Source organism: Vibrio sp. 1069, assembly GCF_033340555.1.
Map to the genome: position 1 here is coordinate 202,192 of NZ_JAWOWP010000005.1, position 19,894 is coordinate 222,085.

21 protein-coding genes are annotated in these 19,894 nt (G+C 45.2%); 7 read left to right on the forward strand and 14 right to left on the reverse strand.

Annotated elements, in window-relative coordinates:
* Positions 1–3: 3 nt before the first annotated feature.
* The 4 genes from ompV to R7040_RS10930 form a co-directional block, all read right to left on the reverse strand.
* On the reverse strand, positions 4–780 hold the full coding sequence (gene ompV, locus R7040_RS10915) for an outer membrane protein OmpV (protein ID WP_017635134.1): 777 nt from the start codon (positions 778–780) through the stop codon (positions 4–6).
* A 222-nt stretch (positions 781–1,002) separates the two neighbouring features.
* Positions 1,003–1,536: a copper resistance protein NlpE gene (locus R7040_RS10920; RefSeq protein WP_005373930.1), complete on the reverse strand. Its 534-nt coding sequence runs from the start codon at positions 1,534–1,536 to the stop codon at positions 1,003–1,005.
* Between the two features lie 261 nt (positions 1,537–1,797).
* Positions 1,798–3,027, reverse strand: coding sequence for a quaternary amine ABC transporter ATP-binding protein (locus R7040_RS10925; protein ID WP_025768003.1), 1,230 nt, complete (start codon positions 3,025–3,027; stop codon positions 1,798–1,800).
* Positions 3,020–3,919, reverse strand: coding sequence for an ABC transporter permease (locus tag R7040_RS10930; protein WP_064354518.1), 900 nt, complete (start codon positions 3,917–3,919; stop codon positions 3,020–3,022). Before R7040_RS10930 ends, R7040_RS10925 begins: the two co-directional genes overlap by 8 nt.
* Before the next feature lie 500 nt (positions 3,920–4,419).
* On the opposite strand from R7040_RS10930, the gene R7040_RS10935 reads away from it, so the two are divergent.
* Genes R7040_RS10935 through nqrM form a run of 3 tightly spaced genes read left to right on the forward strand, consistent with a single transcriptional unit; the run spans position 4,420 to position 5,424 of the window.
* A complete protein-coding gene (locus R7040_RS10935; protein WP_005373924.1) occupies positions 4,420–4,710 on the forward strand; it encodes a DUF134 domain-containing protein in 291 nt (96 codons plus the stop codon).
* On the forward strand, positions 4,707–5,213 hold the full coding sequence (locus R7040_RS10940) for a NifB/NifX family molybdenum-iron cluster-binding protein (protein WP_064354519.1): 507 nt from the start codon (positions 4,707–4,709) through the stop codon (positions 5,211–5,213). Before R7040_RS10935 ends, R7040_RS10940 begins: the two co-directional genes overlap by 4 nt.
* A 1-nt stretch (position 5,214) precedes the next feature.
* Positions 5,215–5,424, forward strand: coding sequence for a (Na+)-NQR maturation NqrM (gene nqrM / locus R7040_RS10945; protein ID WP_017635136.1), 210 nt, complete (start codon positions 5,215–5,217; stop codon positions 5,422–5,424).
* Here nqrM and R7040_RS10950 read toward each other — a convergent pair.
* Positions 5,402–6,214, reverse strand: a complete 813-nt coding sequence (locus tag R7040_RS10950) for a phosphotransferase (RefSeq protein WP_064354520.1) — start codon at positions 6,212–6,214, stop codon at positions 5,402–5,404. The genes nqrM and R7040_RS10950 overlap by 23 nt on opposite strands.
* A 187-nt stretch (positions 6,215–6,401) precedes the next feature.
* On the opposite strand from R7040_RS10950, the gene R7040_RS10955 reads away from it, so the two are divergent.
* Positions 6,402–6,596, forward strand: coding sequence for a hypothetical protein (locus tag R7040_RS10955; RefSeq protein ID WP_005373920.1), 195 nt, complete (start codon positions 6,402–6,404; stop codon positions 6,594–6,596).
* 75 nt (positions 6,597–6,671) lie between these two features.
* Here the strand turns inward: R7040_RS10955 and fusA are convergent, their stop codons facing one another.
* From fusA to R7040_RS10980, 5 genes are all read right to left on the reverse strand, one after another.
* Positions 6,672–8,696 carry an elongation factor G gene (gene fusA / locus R7040_RS10960; protein WP_064354521.1) on the reverse strand — a complete coding sequence of 675 codons (2,025 nt, stop codon included), beginning with the start codon at positions 8,694–8,696 and terminating at the stop codon, positions 6,672–6,674.
* 293 nt (positions 8,697–8,989) lie between these two features.
* Entirely contained in the window at positions 8,990–9,982 is a 993-nt protein-coding gene (dgcA, locus tag R7040_RS10965; protein WP_064354522.1) for an N-acetyl-D-Glu racemase DgcA, read from the reverse strand.
* A 49-nt stretch (positions 9,983–10,031) separates the two neighbouring features.
* A complete protein-coding gene (gene dgcN / locus R7040_RS10970) occupies positions 10,032–11,036 on the reverse strand; it encodes an N-acetyltransferase DgcN (RefSeq protein ID WP_064354551.1) in 1,005 nt (334 codons plus the stop codon).
* A gap of 101 nt (positions 11,037–11,137) precedes the next feature.
* A complete protein-coding gene (locus tag R7040_RS10975; protein ID WP_047102778.1) occupies positions 11,138–12,019 on the reverse strand; it encodes a LysR family transcriptional regulator in 882 nt (293 codons plus the stop codon).
* A 154-nt stretch (positions 12,020–12,173) separates the two neighbouring features.
* A complete protein-coding gene (locus R7040_RS10980) occupies positions 12,174–13,382 on the reverse strand; it encodes an MFS transporter (protein WP_017635140.1) in 1,209 nt (402 codons plus the stop codon).
* A 201-nt stretch (positions 13,383–13,583) separates the two neighbouring features.
* Between R7040_RS10980 and soxR the strand changes: the two genes are divergently transcribed.
* Entirely contained in the window at positions 13,584–14,018 is a 435-nt protein-coding gene (gene soxR / locus R7040_RS10985) for a redox-sensitive transcriptional activator SoxR (RefSeq protein WP_064354523.1), read from the forward strand.
* Positions 14,019–14,027: 9 nt separating this feature from the next.
* On the opposite strand, the gene R7040_RS10990 is transcribed toward soxR, so the two are convergent.
* A complete protein-coding gene (locus R7040_RS10990) occupies positions 14,028–14,423 on the reverse strand; it encodes a DUF2391 family protein (protein WP_005373896.1) in 396 nt (131 codons plus the stop codon).
* 13 nt (positions 14,424–14,436) lie between these two features.
* Complete coding sequence (locus tag R7040_RS10995) at positions 14,437–15,282, reverse strand: tetratricopeptide repeat protein (protein WP_005373890.1); 846 nt, start codon at positions 15,280–15,282, stop codon at positions 14,437–14,439.
* A 200-nt stretch (positions 15,283–15,482) separates the two neighbouring features.
* Between R7040_RS10995 and R7040_RS11000 the strand changes: the two genes are divergently transcribed.
* On the forward strand, positions 15,483–15,953 hold the full coding sequence (locus R7040_RS11000; RefSeq protein ID WP_005373887.1) for an ASCH domain-containing protein: 471 nt from the start codon (positions 15,483–15,485) through the stop codon (positions 15,951–15,953).
* 54 nt (positions 15,954–16,007) lie between these two features.
* On the opposite strand, the gene R7040_RS11005 is transcribed toward R7040_RS11000, so the two are convergent.
* A complete protein-coding gene (locus R7040_RS11005; protein WP_318096868.1) occupies positions 16,008–16,595 on the reverse strand; it encodes a class I SAM-dependent methyltransferase in 588 nt (195 codons plus the stop codon).
* Between the two features lie 92 nt (positions 16,596–16,687).
* Positions 16,688–18,205 carry a phospholipase D family protein gene (locus R7040_RS11010; protein WP_213895803.1) on the reverse strand — a complete coding sequence of 506 codons (1,518 nt, stop codon included), beginning with the start codon at positions 18,203–18,205 and terminating at the stop codon, positions 16,688–16,690.
* Positions 18,206–18,723: 518 nt separating this feature from the next.
* On the opposite strand from R7040_RS11010, the gene R7040_RS11015 reads away from it, so the two are divergent.
* Positions 18,724–19,881: an efflux RND transporter periplasmic adaptor subunit gene (locus tag R7040_RS11015; RefSeq protein ID WP_025767993.1), complete on the forward strand. Its 1,158-nt coding sequence runs from the start codon at positions 18,724–18,726 to the stop codon at positions 19,879–19,881.
* Positions 19,882–19,894 lie beyond the last annotated feature (13 nt).

Genomic DNA, 19,894 nt, shown 5'->3' on the forward strand with positions numbered 1-19,894 from the left:
GGATTAGAAGTTGTACGACACACTTGCGCCAACAACCCATTGGTTTGCGCTATCAACGATAGAAGAGTCGCTGATACCGCTGCCTAGGCGCGTGTATTGTGTCATTTGGCTTACTTGCCAGTTGTCGTTGATTGGCATAACAAGTTTGTAGCCCACACCATAGCTTACCGTTGAATCACCTTTGTATGCTTTGCGGTTTGCGTTTGCTTCGCGTTGTTTCACACCAAAGTAGTAATCTACGTAGTCTTCACTTTGATAAGTTAGGTTAGCAAAAGGAACAAAATCAACACTACCGAATTTCATGATGTGGAAGTAAGTCGCGCCCGCTAAGTAACCTTTGTAAGCACCGCTGATATCGTGCTGAAGGTATGTAGAAATGACGTTGTTTTGATCCAGTGTAAAGTCTGCGTTTAAACCTAGATCGACGGCGAAACGGCGTTTATCTGTGCCTTTCAGGCTTTTCGCTGTATCACCGTCGCGCATTACACCACTACCTACAAGGTAGGCACTCATGTTGATTAACTCATTGGTGTTACCGAAGAAGCGGTAGTTAATGCCACTTAGGTCGGCATTAAAGTCGTCACCATGGTAACCACCGTTGAGAATTGGTGCTGTATTATGCTTTTGATCTTTGAAAAGATCGCTGCCTTGAGCCACACCAGCTTCTACGTTCCAACCGCCTTCGTTGTTGTAGATGTTACCGTTACGAATGTAAGTATCGCCAGCGAAAGCTGAGCCAGCAGCTGTCAGAGTAAGTAGTGCAATTAATGTTTTTTTCATCATTTTTCCGAGTTGTTCTGTTTTGTTTTGAACACTGTACAAAATGACGTTGTAAGCATCTATCGGCAAAGCGTATGGAAATGTAATGAACAATCAGGGTAAGAAGCAGAATGTTGCTTCAGAATAGAAAGGTTGCTGGAATAGCTTTCGTTAAAACAGCGAAAAAATCCGAGCTGGGGTGGCTCGGATTTGGGGTATTTATCAGGTATTGATACTAACTTCTTACTGTTTCGTTAAGTTGTATAGTGGTGCTAGGTCACCCGTTACTTTTTCGCCATTCATGTCTAGCTTCATAAGTACGTTTTCACCAACAAAGTATTGGTTTGGTGCATCTTCATTTGTCAACGTTACGATGCTGCCATTTGCGTCCCAAGTGAATTGACCTTCAGATTTTGATTGACCGTCTTCTTTGTCTTGGTAGCTTTCTTCAAGTACGTAAGTGCCATCTTGATTTAGTGTGATGGTCATATCGATACCAGCACAATCCGCGCAAGGTAGTGTTCCTTTGTAGGTGCCGTTCCAGTCCAGAGCACTTTGTGCGTTGTGTTCAGAGTCTACAAATGTCTCTTCAGTAATTACCTGTTCTTCTTCTACTGGTAACGTGTCAATTGTCTCAGTCGTAACGTCTGCACTGGTGGTGACTTCAGTTTCCGTTGCCTGAGGTACTTCAACTGCGCTTGTTTCGGCAGGTTTCTCATCTTGACAGCCTGCAAGAATGATTACCGCGCCTGTTAGTGCCAACATTGTCTTTTTCATTTTATCCCTCTTTAAATCAAGATTTTGTATGAGAGTAATAGTAGACATTTATCGAGGATTTGCGTCATCAAAAAGCAATAGAATGATCTAACTATGTCAATAAAACCGGATATGAGCATGAAATTGTCAGGAAAATCAGAACAATGTAAATGTTGCTTTGGGTATCAAGCTTGAGCCCACAGACAAATATCTAAAAAGGGGAGTGGGAGCGAGTTAATTGATAACAGCCCACATTATTGTGAGTTGTATTATCAACATCATCTAAGAAACGTTATTGAAGCTTGAGCGTGAAGTGCCTCGTTTTGTGCTTCGTTGATCAGAAAACAGCTCCGCAATAACCTGACGATTTAATTCGCCTTTCAAATTGCCGTGCTTATCGATGACGGGCAGTGAATATTCACACGACATGACTTCAGTCAGCACTTGCTCAATGGCTAAATGTGGAGAGATGATAGGCACCTCTTCATAGATATCATCACGCCAATCTGATAGGTGAGTTAACTTCGCTGCGTTTAGCAATCCTTGCTGTGTTATCACGCCTTGATAGCCTGCATTGGTCTCATGGTAGGCATAATCACGTTTAACACGTTTCATTTCACTCAGCGCATCTTCAATGGTTTCAGCGCGAACACAGTACGAAGGTGGCTGCATCAGCGTTTCGACCGTCAGTGCTCGCGCTCTATTGACGTCTTTTACAAAGGCTTCAACGTACTCATCGGCAGGATGCAGTAAGATTTCGTCCGGTGAACCTTGTTGGACAAGTTCACCGTCTTTAAGTATCGCGATGCGATCGCCAAGTCGAAGCGCTTCATCTAAATCATGAGTAATGAAAATAATGGTTTTGTGCAGCTTCTGTTGCAGCTCTACCAACTGATCTTGCATTTCGCTCCGAATCAGAGGGTCCAATGCTGAGAAAGCCTCGTCCATCAACAGTATTTCGGCGTCGGTAGCCAGTGCCCGTGCAAGGCCCACACGCTGTTGCTGTCCACCCGATAGTTGAGCAGGATACTGGTGCTCATAACCCGTCAGTCCAACGGTTTCTAACCATTCATTTGCTTTTTCTAAGCGCGCCTCTTTATTTATTCCCTGAACTTCTAAACCATATGCGATGTTGTCGATAACAGTGCGATGAGGCAGCAAGCCAAAGCGTTGGAACACCATAGACATCTTGTGACGGCGAAACTGTTCAAGCTCTTTGTTAGAAAGTTGCATGACATCCACCCCTTCTACCAAAATCTGCCCCATGGTTGGATCGATTAATCGGTTGAAGTGGCGAATCATGGTGGATTTTCCAGAACCGGATAATCCCATAATGACAAAAATTTCACCCTTTTGAATTTGCAGGTTGATGTCTTTTAGTCCGACCGTGTGGCCCGTTTCCGCTAAAACCTGCTCTTTACTATGTCCCAACTTAACGCGCTCAATCACGCTATTGGGTTTGGGGCCGAAGATTTTATACAGACCGCTGATTTCGATAAGTGGACTAGTCATGTTTTGAGTCTCCTAAATGAGCTTGAGTGCGTTTCGCATACGCTTGTGAAGCACGGTCAAAAAGGATTGCTAGGGCGACAATGGCTAAACCATTGAGAAGACCAAGAGTGAAATATTGATTGGTAATAGACTTTAGAACAGGCTGACCTAAACCTTTTACCCCAATCATTGATGCGATGACCACCATTGACAGTGCCATCATGATCGTTTGGTTAATTCCCGCCATGATGGTTGGCATTGCAAGCGGAAGCTGAACCCCAAAAAGCCGTTGCCGAGTGCTGGCACCAAATGCGGTTGCGGCTTCCAATACTTCTTTATCAACTAGACGAATGCCCAAATTGGTTAAACGAATAACCGGTGGAATCGCGTAGATCACTACTGCGATAAGGCCAGGAATTTTCCCAATGCCCAATAACATCACAACTGGAATGAGATACACAAATGCCGGCATGGTCTGCATGACGTCGAGTAATGGTGTTACCACCGACTGAATGCGATTAGAGCGCGCCATAGCGATGCCGATAGGGATACCAAGTGCGATGGCAAGCATAGTACATACAGTGATGATACTGAGCGTACGCATAGTGTCTTCCCACATTCCAAAATAGCCAATCAGAATCAGCGAACCAAAACATGCAGCGGCCAGTTTCCAAGAGCGGCTGGCGGCATAAACGAGAGTGGTGCAGACACCTAAAATAATGAACCAAGGTGTAGAAATCAGAAGTTTTTCAAACCAGACAAGAAACGAAAGGAGCGGATCAAACAGAGACTCAATGAGTTCACCATACTCGCGAGAGAAATCTCTGTAGGCGCCGTCGAGTGTTTTGCGAATCGCCCTGAGATCAGAGGCATCCATTTCCGGGAATTCGCTGAGCCAATTTGAGTCAGACATATGTACTTCCTTTTTCTGATATACCTAAGCGCTTTCAAGAAACTTAATTTGGCAAGAAGAGTAGGGCACCTAGGCCAAGTAATGGTCGTTCGACAGGTTCTGTATCGAACGTATTACCCTTTAAGCTCAGACCAATGTTGTCAAACTTCTCTTTTTCGTTCCTTAGGTATACATCCTTTTAAATAAAACAATCATTAGTGTTCAAACTAATGATTTGCTTGGATTATAGTTTTTCTTCTTCAATAAAATGAACACATTAGCGTGTATTTGTATGAAAAATCTGCGCAAACTAACGTTTTTATTATCCGGTTAATTAGAATTGATCTTTTTGTTCGTTTGTCATCAAAATTCCTAAATTATTAGATGTCTAATTAATGCTGATGTATTACGTATTTGTCGTGTTGATTTTTGCAAACTTAGTTTATTGGCATATGCTAAAAATGTTATTGGCATATGCCAGTTTAAGGCGTAATTTGACTCTGTGTTTTTGAGGGACAATGATGGCAAGACCAAAGATAGAAAGACGAATATGCGGACGTGCGGCTCACCATTGCTTTAAGCCCAATGGCATTCCATTTAATCAGTTGGAGCAAGTCGCCATATTACCAGAAGAGTTAGAAGCGCTACGTTTAGCCGACTTAGAGGGGCTTAGCCAGCAGCAAGCTGCGGAGCAGATGGGCGTTTCCAGACAAACTTTTGGTAACACAGTAAAAAGTGCAAGATTGAAAGTCGCAAAAAGTTTAGTTGAAGGTCATGCATTAGTTTTTCCGAATGAGGAGTCAAACTTATGATTTATGCTATTCCTAATGATGGTGAGCGGGTGGCAAACCACTTTGTAAAAGCACCATACATTGCTATTTATTCTGATACTGACGGTATGCTAAAAAACTTAGCGAACATTGCTTCTATGCCACAAGCTGGTTGTAATGCGAAGTCTCAGTTGATTCAGTCTCTACAAGGGTACAATGTGGATGCTGTTCTTGTGCGAAATATCGGTGAACGTGCATTGGCAAAGCTACTTAGCAGTGGCACGCCAGTATTTAGGCTGTCTACTCGTAGTTCATTGGAAGATGTGCTTGCGGTTCCAAGAGAGCCTTTGATTGAGCCCTCTCAAGGACGCCCATCAAACAATCATAAGAAAAGTGTTCACAAACAAAAAGGCGGCTGCGGCTCCTGTGGTTGTGGTGGCCAAAAATCAAAACCCTCCTTGTTGGCAAGACCTAAAGCGCTACTCAAAGCAACATCTAGCCCTGCTATACTTAAGCTAGAGTCGATGGCTAATAAGGCAGGTTAATATGGTTTGGTTATTTACCTTTCTTGGTTTTCTCGCAATCATTTTGTTGATGTCACTTGGCGTCATTTTTCATAACAAGCGTATTCAAGGAAGTTGCGGCGGTTTAAACAACGTCGGTGTTGATAAAGTATGCAACTGCGAAACCTCATGCGCAGAACCTGAAAGGCGTTTATATCAAATCTCAGAGCCTAACTCATCACCTGAGCGCTAAGGCTTTTGGCCCATTGCGGCAAGGTTTGCCGAAACCAGTCCAAATACTTGCTGGTCTGCGGATTCTCTCTGGAGACCAGTATGTTGACTACCTCGACAACGATCCACGCTTTTGCTAGTCCGATATCGCGCGCCAATTCTGTTGTTTCACCTTTCTCGGCGCACTTTACATACTTGCCTGCCACCTTCAAGTAATCATCAAATGTGCCCATGCCCTCGATGAGCGGCGCTAAATCTATCGCGACATGCCCTGTAGAAAAGCGCTCCCAGTCGAACAGCACCAGCTCGCCATTTTGGCGCTGTCCCCAGTTTCCTGCATTGGTGTCTCCGGAGATCAAGTTCTGCCCATCGAAAAGGTGCGCCGATCGTTGTTGTAGCTGGTGGAAGAACTGTTCTGTCTCTGAGCCCAGTTTAAGTGTTGCGAGTGCTTGTTGAGTCGCTTGTGGTGTCCACTGGTGGCGGTGATAAACACCATCTGATGTTGGTGGAAGTCGGTGCAGTTTGAAGAGTTGTTCAATGACTCGATCATCTTCAAGTAAGAATGCTTGCTCGACTGCGTGGGGAACGTATTCAATGTACAGAACGTTTTTCTGGTCGTCGAGTTGAATCAAGCGCGGTACGTGTATTCCAAGCGCGTTAAACTGCTCGGCATGGCGTTGATAAAACGCCACTTCTATTTGAGTAGGGTTACGTTTTTCTATTACTTGGACGCCATCTTTTTCGATGAGAAAAACTTTGGCACTGCCCATTTGGTTGAGTTCTTGTTGCGACACCGGACTTCCTGTCTTCATGTAGAGAGAGCTCACCTTAATCGCTGCACTCACGTTTGCCAATAGCCACGACAAAGTGCCTCAAAAATATTAAATGCAACTGTTTAAATATGATTTTGCTGTGAGTGTCTAAATTTTACACAGTCTCGCCTGTACTCCGATAAATTCGTTCTACGCTTACTATTCGTTTTAATAAAGGAGAACCAAAATGGCTGTAATGAAGCAGGATATTCCAAATCGTGTAACGGTTTACCATGACAATATCGATCAAGAACAAGAGCTGAAAAATGCGATGCTGCCAGAGAAACCGCGCTACTTTAACGGTGCTCCGACTTACAAAGCGAACAGCATCGAAGAGTTTGAAAGCAAAATCAGTCAGATAGGTTTGTCTCTCGATAAATAATTTTTCTTTTACATAAAAGCGCCCTCAAAATGAGGGCGCTTTTTTGTTTATGTGATTGATTTGAATCTTAGGGAATTAACCTTGTTGTGTACTGCCTTGGCAGACCTGTTTTTGCACTGCTGGTGGCGCAGGCTCGTAATGACTTAAGGTCATACTAAAGCTGCCTTCACCACCAGTGATAGAGCGTAATCGACGAGCGTAATCTTGCAGCTCGTTTACAGGTGACTTGGCTCTGAGTAAGGTGAAGCTGCTGTCGATTGGCTCGGAGCCTTCGATTAAGCCTCGGTTGCCAGATAAATCACCAGAAACATCGCCAACATTCGCGGTTGGGATGTGCAGTTCCATCTGGACAATGGGTTCTAGCACAATAGGATCGGCGTTGTTAATCGCATTTAAAAACGCTTTCTTACCTGCGATGACAAACGCAATTTCTTTCGAATCGACGGAGTGATATTTACCGTCATAAACGGTGACTTCCACATCCTTAATTGGGTTGCCAGAAATCGCGCCTTCCTCTAACGCTTGCAAAATACCTTTTTCTACAGCAGGAATGAGCGCGGTTGGAATTGCGCCACCCACCACTTTGTTGATGAACTTAAATCCGGCGCCACGTTCGAGTGGACGAACCTTCAATTGCACTTCACCAAACTGACCTGCACCGCCACTTTGTTTTTTGTGTCGATAATGCCCTTCGGCAGGTTTGGTGATGGTTTCAAAGTATTCGACGCTTGGTTGGCAGGTTTCGACGTCCAGTTTGTACACGTTCGCCATCTTTTCTAATGCGACTTTGAGGTGAAACTCCCCTTGGCCGCTGATGATGGTTTCGTTGGTGCGAGCGCGATGTTCGATGCGCAGAGAAGGGTCTTCACTGGCAATTTTATTCAGCACATCTCCTAATTTTTGCTCATCTCCACGCTTAAGAGGCTTCAAGCACAAAGAATACATGGAGTCAGGAAGATCCAACGTTTTGAGTTGAACTCCATCTTCTTCGTGAGAGTCATGAACGATTGAATCGAATTCGAGATCATCCACTTTGGCTAAAACGCAGAAGTCGCCCGCAAGCGCGCGAGGGATCTCGGTTCTATCTTTGCCCTGCAGTTGATATAAGTGCCCAACTTTAAATGCCTTGTTGCTTTCGCCAATATAAAGCTGGCTGCCCGCATTGATTTCCCCCTGATACACACGTAAGTAGGCAAGTTTTCCCATATATGGGTCGACGCTGACTTTGTACACGTGTGCGACGGTGTGCTCTAAGGTTTCGCAATTTACTTTGATTTTTTTGCCGTTCTTTTCCAGTTGAGGAGGGTTACCCTCGTTTGGCATGGGCATGATCTCCGCCAAGGTGCGCAGCAGCAACTCGACGCCCGCGCCGGTTTGTGCTGAGACAAAACAGACCGGAATCACATGTCCAGTTCTCAGTGCTTCTTCAAACGGATCATGCAGTTGCTCTGCGGTGAGTTCGGAGCCTTGTTCCAGATACAGTTCCATCAGTTCTTCATCGACTTCGATGACTTGGTCAATTAAGGTCTCATGAGCTTCATCTACCGTTGCAAGTAAGGTTTCTCGTCCCAATTCTGGTTCGAAATAGCAGTCAACTACAGATTCCCCGTCAGCCGAAGGTAAGTTGATCGGCAAGCAGTGGTCACCAAAATGCTCAACGATGTTCTCCATCAATCTTTCTAACTGATTACCGTGGTTATCGAGCTTATTGATGATGATCATCTGACATTTTTGCTGCTCTTTAGCAAAGGTGAATAAGCGATCGGAAGTTTGGTTAAGTGGGGTTTGAGGGTCGATGACAAGGGCAGATGTTTCAACGGCAGGAAAAACGCTGATAGTACGGCCAAGTAACTCGTTTTGTCCCGGAGTGTCGATGATATTGAGCCGGTGTTTATTCCAGCGCAGTGCGACTGGCGTTGCTTCAATACTGTGTTGATATTGGATGGATTGAGGGTCGAAGTCGGTAACGGTATCGCCTTTTTCTACGCTGCCTAAATGGTGCGTGGCATCGCAGGTGAAGAGCAGTTTTTCTATCAGCGTGGTTTTACCGGTCCCGGTTTGGCCGACAAAAGCGATATTGCGTATTTTGTTGATAGGCATAGAGCCTCCTTGCAAGATGGCGTGAAAAACCTACGAATTGCTAGGAAGTGGGTTGTTATAGAAACCCACGCACTGCATTGGAGTAGGGCGGGATTACCGCCTATTCGTTTTCCACGTCATTTTCCGGATGACTCGATGCATAAGACCACCTTCTTGGACTACTGGAATCTTAGCATGCCTCAATAACCATATAATTTATGTGACTTATTTCATGATGGGGCTGATTGTTTTTTAATCGAGATCATAAACTCAGAGGTTCTGACTTTTGGAGCAAAACCTCTGGATTGTTTAGGCTATTTGGAAAGAACGATTTCGCCGTCGCAATAAACCAAGCTTGGCGTTACATCTTGTCCGAGCAGCACCGGGCCATCAAGATCGACAACGCTTGCCTGAGCAGCAATGGGTAAGGCAGCACGCATCGCAAGCGACGTCCCCAACATACAACCGGACATGAGGCTAAAACCGAGTTTTTGGGCGTCGTCGGATAATAATAGTGCTTCAGTGAGCCCGCCAGTTTTATCTAGCTTAATGTTCACCATTTCATATTTGCCAACCAACTGATGCAATTGCTCTCTGGTGTGACAACTTTCATCGGCGCAAAGTGGAATGGGGTGCGGAATGCTGGCGAGTACGTCGTCGCAGTCTTGTGGCAACGGTTGCTCGATCATGGTGATATTAAACGGTTCGAGTTGAGCAAATACCGTCGCGAGGTCGAGGTTTTGCCACGCTTCATTCGCATCTAAGACAATTTGTGCGTGCGGCGCGGCATCGCGTACTGCTGCAACGCGCTCAATCACGTTTTCACCATCCAGTTTTACCTTAAGCAGTTTTGCGCCTTGGCTAAGGTAAGCTTGTGCCTGTTTTGCCATCGCTTGCGGCTTGTCGATAGAAACCGTCATCGCCGTCACAATCGCCTCGGGTAACGTAAAGAGGTCGTGAACCTGCTGCTTTTGGCTCAAAAGCGCGTGAAGATGCCAAAGGGCGCAATCCAATGCATTTCTTGCCGCCCCTGCGGGTAATAACGATTGAAGCTGGCTTTTGAGAGCCATCACATCAGCATCACCTTTGGCATACAAACTTTGCAGTTCATGTGCGGCGTGAGAAATCGCCTTAATCACCGATTCAACCGATTCACCATAACGAGGGTATGGCGTGCATTCACCTTGGGCGGTCATGCCTCGATGTTCAATTGTCACGCGGACTACGTGGCACTCTGTCCGACTGCCGCGAGAGATGCGAAATGGTGTCGCCATGGCAAGCGTGACAGGTTCTACATGAATTTTCATCTCACTAGTTTCCCTAAACCGCAGTTATTTTCTAAACCGTAAATGTTTCTTAAATCGTAAGGAGCCTATCTGCAACCGCATCAACGCCAAAACGTACAGGGTCGGTGACGGGCACTTGGTATTTGTCGCTCCAACCCTGGCATAACTGGGCTGCATCTTCTTCGCTGAGCGCCGAAGTGTTTAAGCAAATACTCACTAATTGAGCGTTTGGATTTGTTAGGCGAGCAGCGGCCAGATTCGCTTCTATCGTTTGTTCAATGGTTGGCAAGCTCGCATGTGGTAAGTTGCGGATGTGCGGGCGACCAATCTCATGGCACAGTATCAGAGCGTCAGCTTGTGCGCCGTGAAGTAAGCCCAAACTTACGCCAGCAAACGAAGGGTTAAACAATGAACCTTGCCCTTCGATGATGTCCCAATCGTGATCGGTGAACTCAGGGCTGATCGCTTCTACTGCGCCGGAGATAAAATCGGCAACTACGGCATCAATCGAAATGCCACTGCCTGCGATGAGAATTCCGGTTTGACCCGTTGCTTTGAACTCTGCACGACAGTTTTTACGCTTCAATGCATGCTCAATGGCAAGGGCAGAGTACATTTTGCCAACGGAGCAATCTGTCCCTACAGTAAGTACTCGCTTGCCTGCGCGAGCTTTGCCATTGCCGACCTTGAGCGGGGCATCATAATGGCGAACATCATACAGTTTGGTTAATCCGCGTTGTTCTAGATCGGCAAGAGGAGAAAATTCCGCCAAACGTTGGTGCATGCCCGATGCAATTTCAAACCCCATCTCTGCCGCTTCAAGTAAGGTTGCTTGCCAAGCTTCGGGAATGACGCCTCCTGGATTTGCTGTGCCGAGCACCAGCGTTTTTGCTCCTTGCTGCTGCGCTTGTTGTAGTGTCATGTCGGTTAAACCAAGCGATACGGTTTCTGGCGTCAGGCGGATTTGGCCAAGACAAATCTCAGGTCGCCATTGATATATGCCACGCGCGGTTTTTGCTGCGAGTGGATCGGTTACATCGCCAAGAAAGAGTAGGTAAGGTTGAGCAATTTGCATGATGGTTCCCTTCGTCATCGTTATTGCTCATTAATGTAGCCAGACTGATTTAGGAAACCGAATGCTTATTTGTTAGGCGGGTATAACTTCAGGTTATACCTTTAAACCATCTGTTGTTTTAGGGCGGTGATAAATTGCTTTGTCGCAATGGATTGAGGTGTGTGCTCTGCGAATAAAATAGAGACAGAGAAGGACATATTTGGCTCCAAAGCATGCACGGAAACGGCATTATCTTGGCGATATTGTTTTGCAGTCCAAGGGTCTACAATCGCGAATCCTGCTTCGTTTTTCACCAGTTCAGCCGCCGCGGAGTAGCTGCGGACGGTGATGGCATGTTGATAATGCTCGTCACGCGCCGATAAGGTTTGATGCAGCAATAAGCCCAGAGGGTCTCGGCTATCTAAACCGATAATGGGTAAATCGTGACTGATGAGTTCTTCTAAAGTGACGGTTTTTTCTGTGGGTATCGCTGCGCTTTTAGGGGCAATTAGCGCCAAGTTTTCTTTTAATAACATGTGTCCCATGATCGCTGGTGGCGTTTCTTCACCGAACGCAATGGCGACATCCAATTCATGTTTCAGTAAACCTGAGCACAGCTCATCGCGATTAGCCGTTGAGAGCTCAAAGGAGATGCCGTGCTCTTTCGACAGCAACGCGACAGTCGGCGCTAACAAGTGTGCGGCCAAAACAGGCGGAGCACCGACTCGTAAATGTTGAGTTCCCTGTTTGACTTTGTTGGTCAGAGAGCGAAATTGTCCGAGTTGTTGATAGACTTTTTCAGCCTCTGGCAATAAGGCTTTGGCTTCTTGAGTGGGAACGAGACGGCCCTTTACACGCTCAAATAAAGCGAAGCTCAGTTGTTGTTCTGTATGGGCGAGAACTCGAGTGACATTAGGTTGGGAAACGTGCAGTAAGCGAGCCGCGCCTGACACCGTTCCTGCTTGCATAATGGCGTAAAAGACTTCTAATTGCCTTAAGTTCACTGCGATTTCCCTCTGCTCATGTTGCTCACCTCAGAATACCCAACCTTGCTGATGAGCGATAGAGGTAAAAGTGCTGGCGTAAAAAATAGGAAGACGATGTTGGTTGCCTTCCTATCTCGCTTTTTCAATTTCTCAACTTCTCAATTTCTATGCTTCACTTTGCTGCTGCATGAAGGGGCAGGTCGTTAAACGGCTCTACGTCTCGACTGAGTAATCCCATCAAAATCACTGCTAACACCATGACAGCAGCTGCGATTGCAAAACCGTATTGTGTTAGTTCGTAATGACTCAACATTGCAATCAGGACGTAACTGAGAGATTGAATGGTGGTGGCAAACATGCTGATGCCGCCATCGACGCGACCTCGTTGATGAACCGCTACGGTGTGATGCATCCAGTTGACTCTCGCAATGCGATTTAGCGCGTTAAATACGCCAAACAGCGCCGTAAACAATAAGATGGTCAGCGGGCTCATCGCAAAACTCATCCCGATAAGCGCAAAAGAGACCATAACCATCGAAGCGAACATAATGTGGCTATGGGAGGCACGGCTTAGCACTTTGGTGACAATAAAGCCGGTTAGCAACGAGCCGAGGCCAAAACTGATGTTGAACCCTGCAAACCAATCGCCAGAGATGCCTTGTTCAGAAAACCAAATCGGCACCAGTTTGCTCAAATACGTCAATGCAGGATAAGAGAGGCAAGAGAGCAGAATAAAGCCATAAAATCGGGGTTCGAGGCGGAATATTTGTTTGCTCTCTTTGAGTTGCGCGATGAAAGCAACGGATTTTGATGCCCTTAATTGTTGGGTATAAGGCGTCAGAATATAGAACATCGCTGCTAACGCAGAGGCGCTGGCCGCAAACAAAGCAAACTCTTTCATACCCCACATTTCAAGCAAAACAATACCCAACGCGCCAGCTCCGAGGGTTGTGGATTGCATTACAATTTCTTGCTGACCCGAAATTTTCGCATACTCATGGTGCTGATAATTTTCTTGGGTGAAAGCGTTGTTGGTCGTCCATGCAAAATTACTCGAAACCCAATACACCAATTGTGCAAAAGCCAGCAACCAGTGTGACTCGAACCCTAACCAATAAGCAATGAACACCACCAAAGCCATACCCGATTGAATCCATTGATTGAGCACGAGTAGTACTTTGCGTGAATGTCGGTCAATTAAAGTGGAAAAGAAAGGCGTTGCTAGAAAAGAAATCGCGGTGCAGCTCAGAGATACTAAAGCTACGAAAGTGCCCATGTTAGGTTCGGAAAGCATGACCCATGGCAGCGCCATCATGAATAAGCCAGAGGAGATACTGTCGAAGAAGCGGCCAGCTAAGTACGGCTGAGTTTTATTTTTCATTATGTTTGCCTCTAACTCCCGATGGATTTCAAAAGGTTGATGTCCAACTGTCTTGTGGTTAACAACCAAGTCGTTCGCGCTGAATACATTATCTTGAGATCGCCGGGGTTTAGCGTTAATTAAGATGGTGCAACTTTAAAACCTCAAGTAAACTTGAGGTAAAGCATTTTTTTAACAAAATTGATACGCAGGGAGTCAAGGATGGAAATCAGCGTAGGAGAAGTGGCAAAACGTTCTGGAGTGAAAGTATCTGCCCTACATTTTTACGAGCAAAAAGGACTGATTTCGAGCTGGAGAAATCAAGGTAATCAGCGTCGCTACCATCGCAGTGTGTTGCGCCGTGTTGCGGTGATCAAAGCAGCGCAGCAAGTTGGGTTGTCGTTAGAAGAAATTAAACATGCGTTAGATGAACTGCCGAAACACCAAGCCCCTAACAAAGCGCAATGGGAAGAAATGGCAAGCCATTGGCATGAACAGTTAGAACAAAAGATTCAAAAACTTAAAGCGTTGCAAAACGATTTAGGCGGATGCATTGGCTGCGGGTGCTTGTCGTTAGAAACCTGCGCACTTCGAAACCCAGAAGATATATTAGGGAAAGACCACTCGGGGTCGAACTTAACGTTAGAAGAAGAGTAGCGATTATCTCTATTCTTTGTCGAAACTGTCGACTACGATCGCGCCCATCGAAGCAGGCATTGTGATGACGATAACGCGTTTTATCGCAACCAAAGGCTCATTCATGAGTGGCAGTTTATCAAGACAGAAAAGAACTAACGCTACCACAACGGCCGCAATGAGGTACGCGATAACCACACGAAAAATAAAGATGGATACGCGATTCTTGATGTGGCTTTGAAACACGCTTTGATACGCGAAAAAACTGAGGAAAATGACAGAAAGACTTAACAGCATGAGCAAGTTTGCCATTGGTAGGCTCTCACCCAATCGCCACGCTTCCTCCGAAAATGAGATCGGGACTGCTAGGGCAAAAGCGCCAACCAATACTTGGCTAGCGTCTTCTAGATTAAAGTGGCTGCTCATGCTGTTTATTCCATTATTCGCTTGCTAGATGTAAGAGCTTTTCAAAACGCTCATTACCGTGCAGCAATTCGAGGTCTCGTTCTTCGGCAAGTAAATCACGAATGGATGGGCTGTATTCAATTGCGCGTTCCAAGTCTTCAATAGCTTGCTCTTCGATACCAAGGCGAGAGTATGCACACGCGCGTTGATACAGTGCAGGGCCGTTGGTGTAATCGACTTCAAGTACGCGGTTACAAATGCTAAGTGCCCAATGGTATTCGTTGATTTCCATCGCTGCGTCGGCTTTGTAAGTCAACGCTTCTAAATCACCTGGACGAATTAATAAGATTTCATCATAGATTTCAATACGTTGTTCTGGAGTTTGAGAGCTTTGTGCACGTAGCCATAAGTTATGGATCTCGTTGATTTTCTCAATCTCTTTGTTGTTTTCGCTGATAATGCGAGTTTTGCGTTTTAAATCTCGCTCAAGGGCGACAAACTTTTTCTCATATTCTTGGGCGATCTTCTCCAATCGTTTATCAGCCATCTCTTTGGTGTTGTGTTTAAACTCGCGCAGAGATTGCCATCCGACAAAGGCAATCAGCGATGCGACACCAGCAATGATGTAGAAGAAGTATGTAACGGTCACGTTGGCATAGTTCAACGATTTATCTGCGACCGTTAGCTCGCGATCGGTGATCTCTGTGATCATTCGCTTTTCTAGGCTTTGATAGTCCTGACGCAGCGCTTTTAGTTCATCTAAAATATAGCGTTCCATTAATGGTCTATCTAACAGATCCGATTCTGAATACTTTTCCTCCGATGCCATTGTTGGCAAGGCAAGTATCAGCGAGAAAAAAATACCAATAAATAAGCGCATATAACGTCCTTTCACGAGAAGAGTACAGATAGACCATGCAACAATAGCAAATAGCACAAACGTTTAGCAAAGTTATTACAAAAGAAATAACTGTCGTCTTCGTAGAAGTCATATTCTTGTTGTTTTTCAGTTTGTTCCTGGTGGTTATTTGTTGTGATATCTTTTATCCTCCTTGCGAATTTATGATTAATGGAGTGAGCATGGACGCGCGAGCTAAGGATTACTTAGAACAATTCCTAGAATTATTATCACCAGAACAAAGGGAAGCTGTACCATCAGTCAGTGCTGACTATTATTGTGCCGACGAATACAACGCGAATGTATGCGCAGATTTGGTTCGTATTGGACAGAAAACTGCATCGTGCAGTTTGGAGCTTTGGTATCGAGAACATGGTGAAACCATGCCCCAAGTCGGTCATTTACAAGTAGTGACGAATTGGGATGGGGACCCGGTTTGCGTGATACGAATTACTGACGTAAGTACATGCAAATATGAGGATGTAACCGCAGAATTTGCCTTCGCAGAAGGCGAAGGTGATAGAACCTTAAACTGGTGGCGTGATGCTCATACTGCATTTTTTAAAGCTGAATGCGATGAGTTGAACATCGATTGGCATGAGAAACGTACGCTGGTTTTAGAGCGTTTTGAAGTGGTGTATCCCGTCAATTAATCTCTGATAGCAGCACTGATTTGAAGTGCTGCTTTCTTTATTGAGAGACCATTTTTAGCGCTTTCGAGCGGTCACACTAAACATATGCCAATGTTTTTGGCTTCCTACTACAGTGGTCCCGTCTTCATCTCTTTCATGCAATGAAATGAGGTCGTAACCCTCGAATAAGCTTTCCACTTCCTTTTTTGTTAATGCGGTAATGTTTGGGTGCATTTCGGAGGTAACCCAGGAGTCTTTCACTCCCAAGAAATCGCCGCAGAAGATACCGCCCGGTTGTAATGCGCTGTCTAGTTTTGTCCAGACTTGTTTGAAGCCTGTGTCAGGGCAAAAGAACAAACTGGCATTTGCGATAACCAAGCTGCACTGAGGGTAATTAAATTCAGTAAAACAGCACTGCGAAACCGAAAATCGCTTATTACCTTCAAAGCGTGTTAAACAAGTTTTTACTGCATCTTCATTGCTATCACATGCGTGAACCTTAAATCCCTGTTCGAGGAGAAAGTGGCTGTCTCGACCTATTCCGCAGCCAATATCGAGAGCGACTTTGCCTTCTATCTTAAGTAGGTTCAGGGCATTTTCCACGTTTGGGCGGTGAGGTTGGCTTAAAATCTTCTGATAGTATTCATTCCATTGCGCTGGCATTGAACTTCCTTATGTTGGTTGTGCCCCCCAGCCCCAAAACTAGCGTCCATTTTGTTTCGCTTGACTGGGTAGGTTTGCAGTATTGGCAACTGTTATAGCTGATCTTCAATTGGTAATATTCCGGAGAACCAAGCACCCATTTTTCGCCATACTCCTGCTTCTGGTTCGGAGTCGTATTCTTCGCCTGTTTTTACGTCGGTCCAGACAATGTCCCCGTCGCGCAGAGTTAAGGCATAGGCGTTACTCGACAGTTGATTCGGCAGTTGTTCTAGAAACATTTGCACATATTCTGGCTGTTCTATAACAACTGCCATTTCGGTATTCAAAGCTGCCGAACGTGGGTCCCAGTTCATTGAACCAACGAAAAGTGTTTTGTTATCAATCGTCATTGCTTTAGCGTGTAAACTTGCTCTGCTACTCCCCGTGATGCTCCACTTACTTTTGAGTTTTGCGCTCGCTTTTACTTCCCAAAGCTTGATTCCAGCTTCGAGTAGATCTTTTCGATATTTTGCGTACCAACCATGCACGGCAAACACATCGTTAGACGCGAGGCTATTGGTCACAATCGTGATATCAACGCCTCGCTTGGCCGCGTTACTTAATGCTTGAGTACCTGCTTCAGTTGGAACGAAATAGGGAGAAATGAGCACAAATGAATCCTCAACACTTTTAACCAGTTCCGACAAATTATCAATAAGTTGGCTCTCTCGGGTTGCGACTTTATCGGGCAGATCAAACCATACTTTCGCTTCTCCCCAGTAGAGCTTGAGTTTGCCTTGTTTTAGATCTTGGTACATATCCAGTTGGGTGAAGTCATAGCGGCCGGTTGAAAACTTTTCCTCTAACCGGAGTTTATTGACCTGCTTTTGAATCGCTTGGTCGGTAATTTGCTGTGAATTCGGTGTAATCCATTCCATTGGTATCGCATAGGCGCTATTCCAGTAGAGGTCGAACTGATCGGCAGTTTGTTGTACCGCCTCACCATAGAGCAGAAGATCAAAATCACCAAACTCAACTTGCGATTCAAAAGAGAAGTATTCATTGCCGATATTTCTACCTCCGACAATGGCGGAAACACTGTCTGCAATCAGAGACTTATTGTGCATACGACGATTAAGGCGTTCAAAATCGCTAGCAAGAGCGAACCAACGGGAGTCGCGATACTGATGCGGGTTAAATAAGCGGATTTCTATATTAGGATGTGCATTGAGGGCAGCCATCACATCGTCGTTTCGCTTTTGCATATCGTCAAGCAACAGCCTTACTCGAACACCACGCTTTGCCGCTTCATACAAGCGCCACGTTATTAGCTGACTCGTTTCGTCACCACGGTAAATATAGTATTGAAGATCAAGACTTTTCTGGGCGGACTCGATCAAAGAGGTTCGAGCAAGAAGGGCATCGTGTCCCTGATTTAACGGTGCAAAGCCAGTTATGGACTTAGGATCTCTCCCGTAAGCTTCAAAGTACTGCGCAAGAACAGAATCCTTTTGATAACCGAGCTGAAAGCTGGTGGACTTTTCACTGGCGTCATTCAACGATACGGATGAGCATGCCGATAAAATAGTGAGCAGCGAGGGGAAGAGCAACTTGGCGAGCGTTTGTAACAAAGCACATTTCCTTGTCTTACAGAGTGTTACCTACTCCAAATTATAGACTTAAGCTGACGCCACATGCACCCAGAACCGTTTGATAACGAGCGATTAATCAATGAATTGCCATAGAGCCTGCACCAAGTTCAACTTTTAGAGCGCAGATAATCATTTATTTTAATTATCATTATGGCCGTATTGGTCATAATCACTAATATCTGGTGATTATGACCAATAGCACACTGGATAAAATAATGGTTTTTATATAACCATATGATTTTTAATAAATAAATGCTTGGCATGTCATTTGCTGTTTAGAATAAAAGTTAAGTCAGAGCAACTTGCGCAGTTGGTTAATTTTTTGTTAATTTTATTAACTTTGAATTGGCAATAACTATCTAGTTCGCTGCTTAAAAGACTAGGCAAGTGCCGCTTTGATGTTTATTCAAATTCAATTCTCTCACCACCATGCTTACCGGGAGCAATGGACTGAATAAAAGTGTGGTGTTGAAAACAACAATAAAAAAGGATTTTCGATGTTAGCAAAACCCATATTACGTTGGCTTTTACCCTTCGTCGTCGTTGGAGGCTCTTATGCAGGATATGCTGCAATTGCCGCAACTGCGCCGGAAAAAGAGTCAACCAAAGATGCAATTACAGAACCTACTGTTCAGGCTTCTTCTCTTTTTCCTACTGATCACAAAGTGGTGATTACCAGTCACGGTGAATTAGTCCCTTTTGAAAAAACACACCTTTCCGCGCAAGTCAGTGGTGAAGTGATAAGTTGGCACCCGAATTTTGTAACGGGTGGCATCGTGAAACGAGGAGAGGTTCTTTTCACAATTGAAAGTGACAACTATGAAGCGTCGGTTTTACAAGCTGAAGCCGATTTAGCTAGTGCACGCGCAAACTTGATTGAGGAACAAGCGAAAGCCGAAGTTGCAAAACGTCAGGCAAAGAGACTGAGCGATAAGCAAGTGACGGATCTGTATTTACGCAAGCCTCACGTTTTGAGCGCACAAGCCCAAGTGAAGTCGGCTCAAGCGGCACTCAAACGAGCAAAAAGAGAGTTAGAAAATTGCAAAGTCGTTGCACCTTACGATGCGCTGGTTGTTGAGCGTGATATTGGTGTTGGTCAATTTGTTACATCTGGTTCTCGAGTTGCCACGTTAAACAACATCGAAGTGGCAGAGGTGCATGTACCCATTGCCGGTTTTGATAGTGCATTTTTACCCGAATCCATTGGTGAACTCACTGCGACAGTGACGCAGCAAGGTGTATTTTCTACCACTAGAGAAGGTCGAGTAGTTCGTGATTTAGGCATGATTGATAGCGCTACCCGAATGATTAACATGGTCATTCAAATCGCGGACCCATACGGTGTCGATAACCAGCAGCCTCCAATTAAATTCGGCTCCTACGTTGAAGTGAGCTTCACTGGTAAGGAACTTAAGCATATCTACCGCTTACCACAGGAATTAGTAAAAAATCGTACCGTGTGGGTAGTGAATGGCGATAATCAACTTCAACCCAGAACTGTCACGGTTTTGAGAGCAGAAGGTGAGTTTTTGCTGGTGGGCGAAGGCTTAGAGCAAAGTGATAAGTTGGTACTGACCTTACCAGAGTACCCTCAAAAAGGCATGGCGGTACAAATCGCAAAAAAGAGTGACGACTCCGAAACCGTCGTACAGTAAGTAGGAGTTTGTC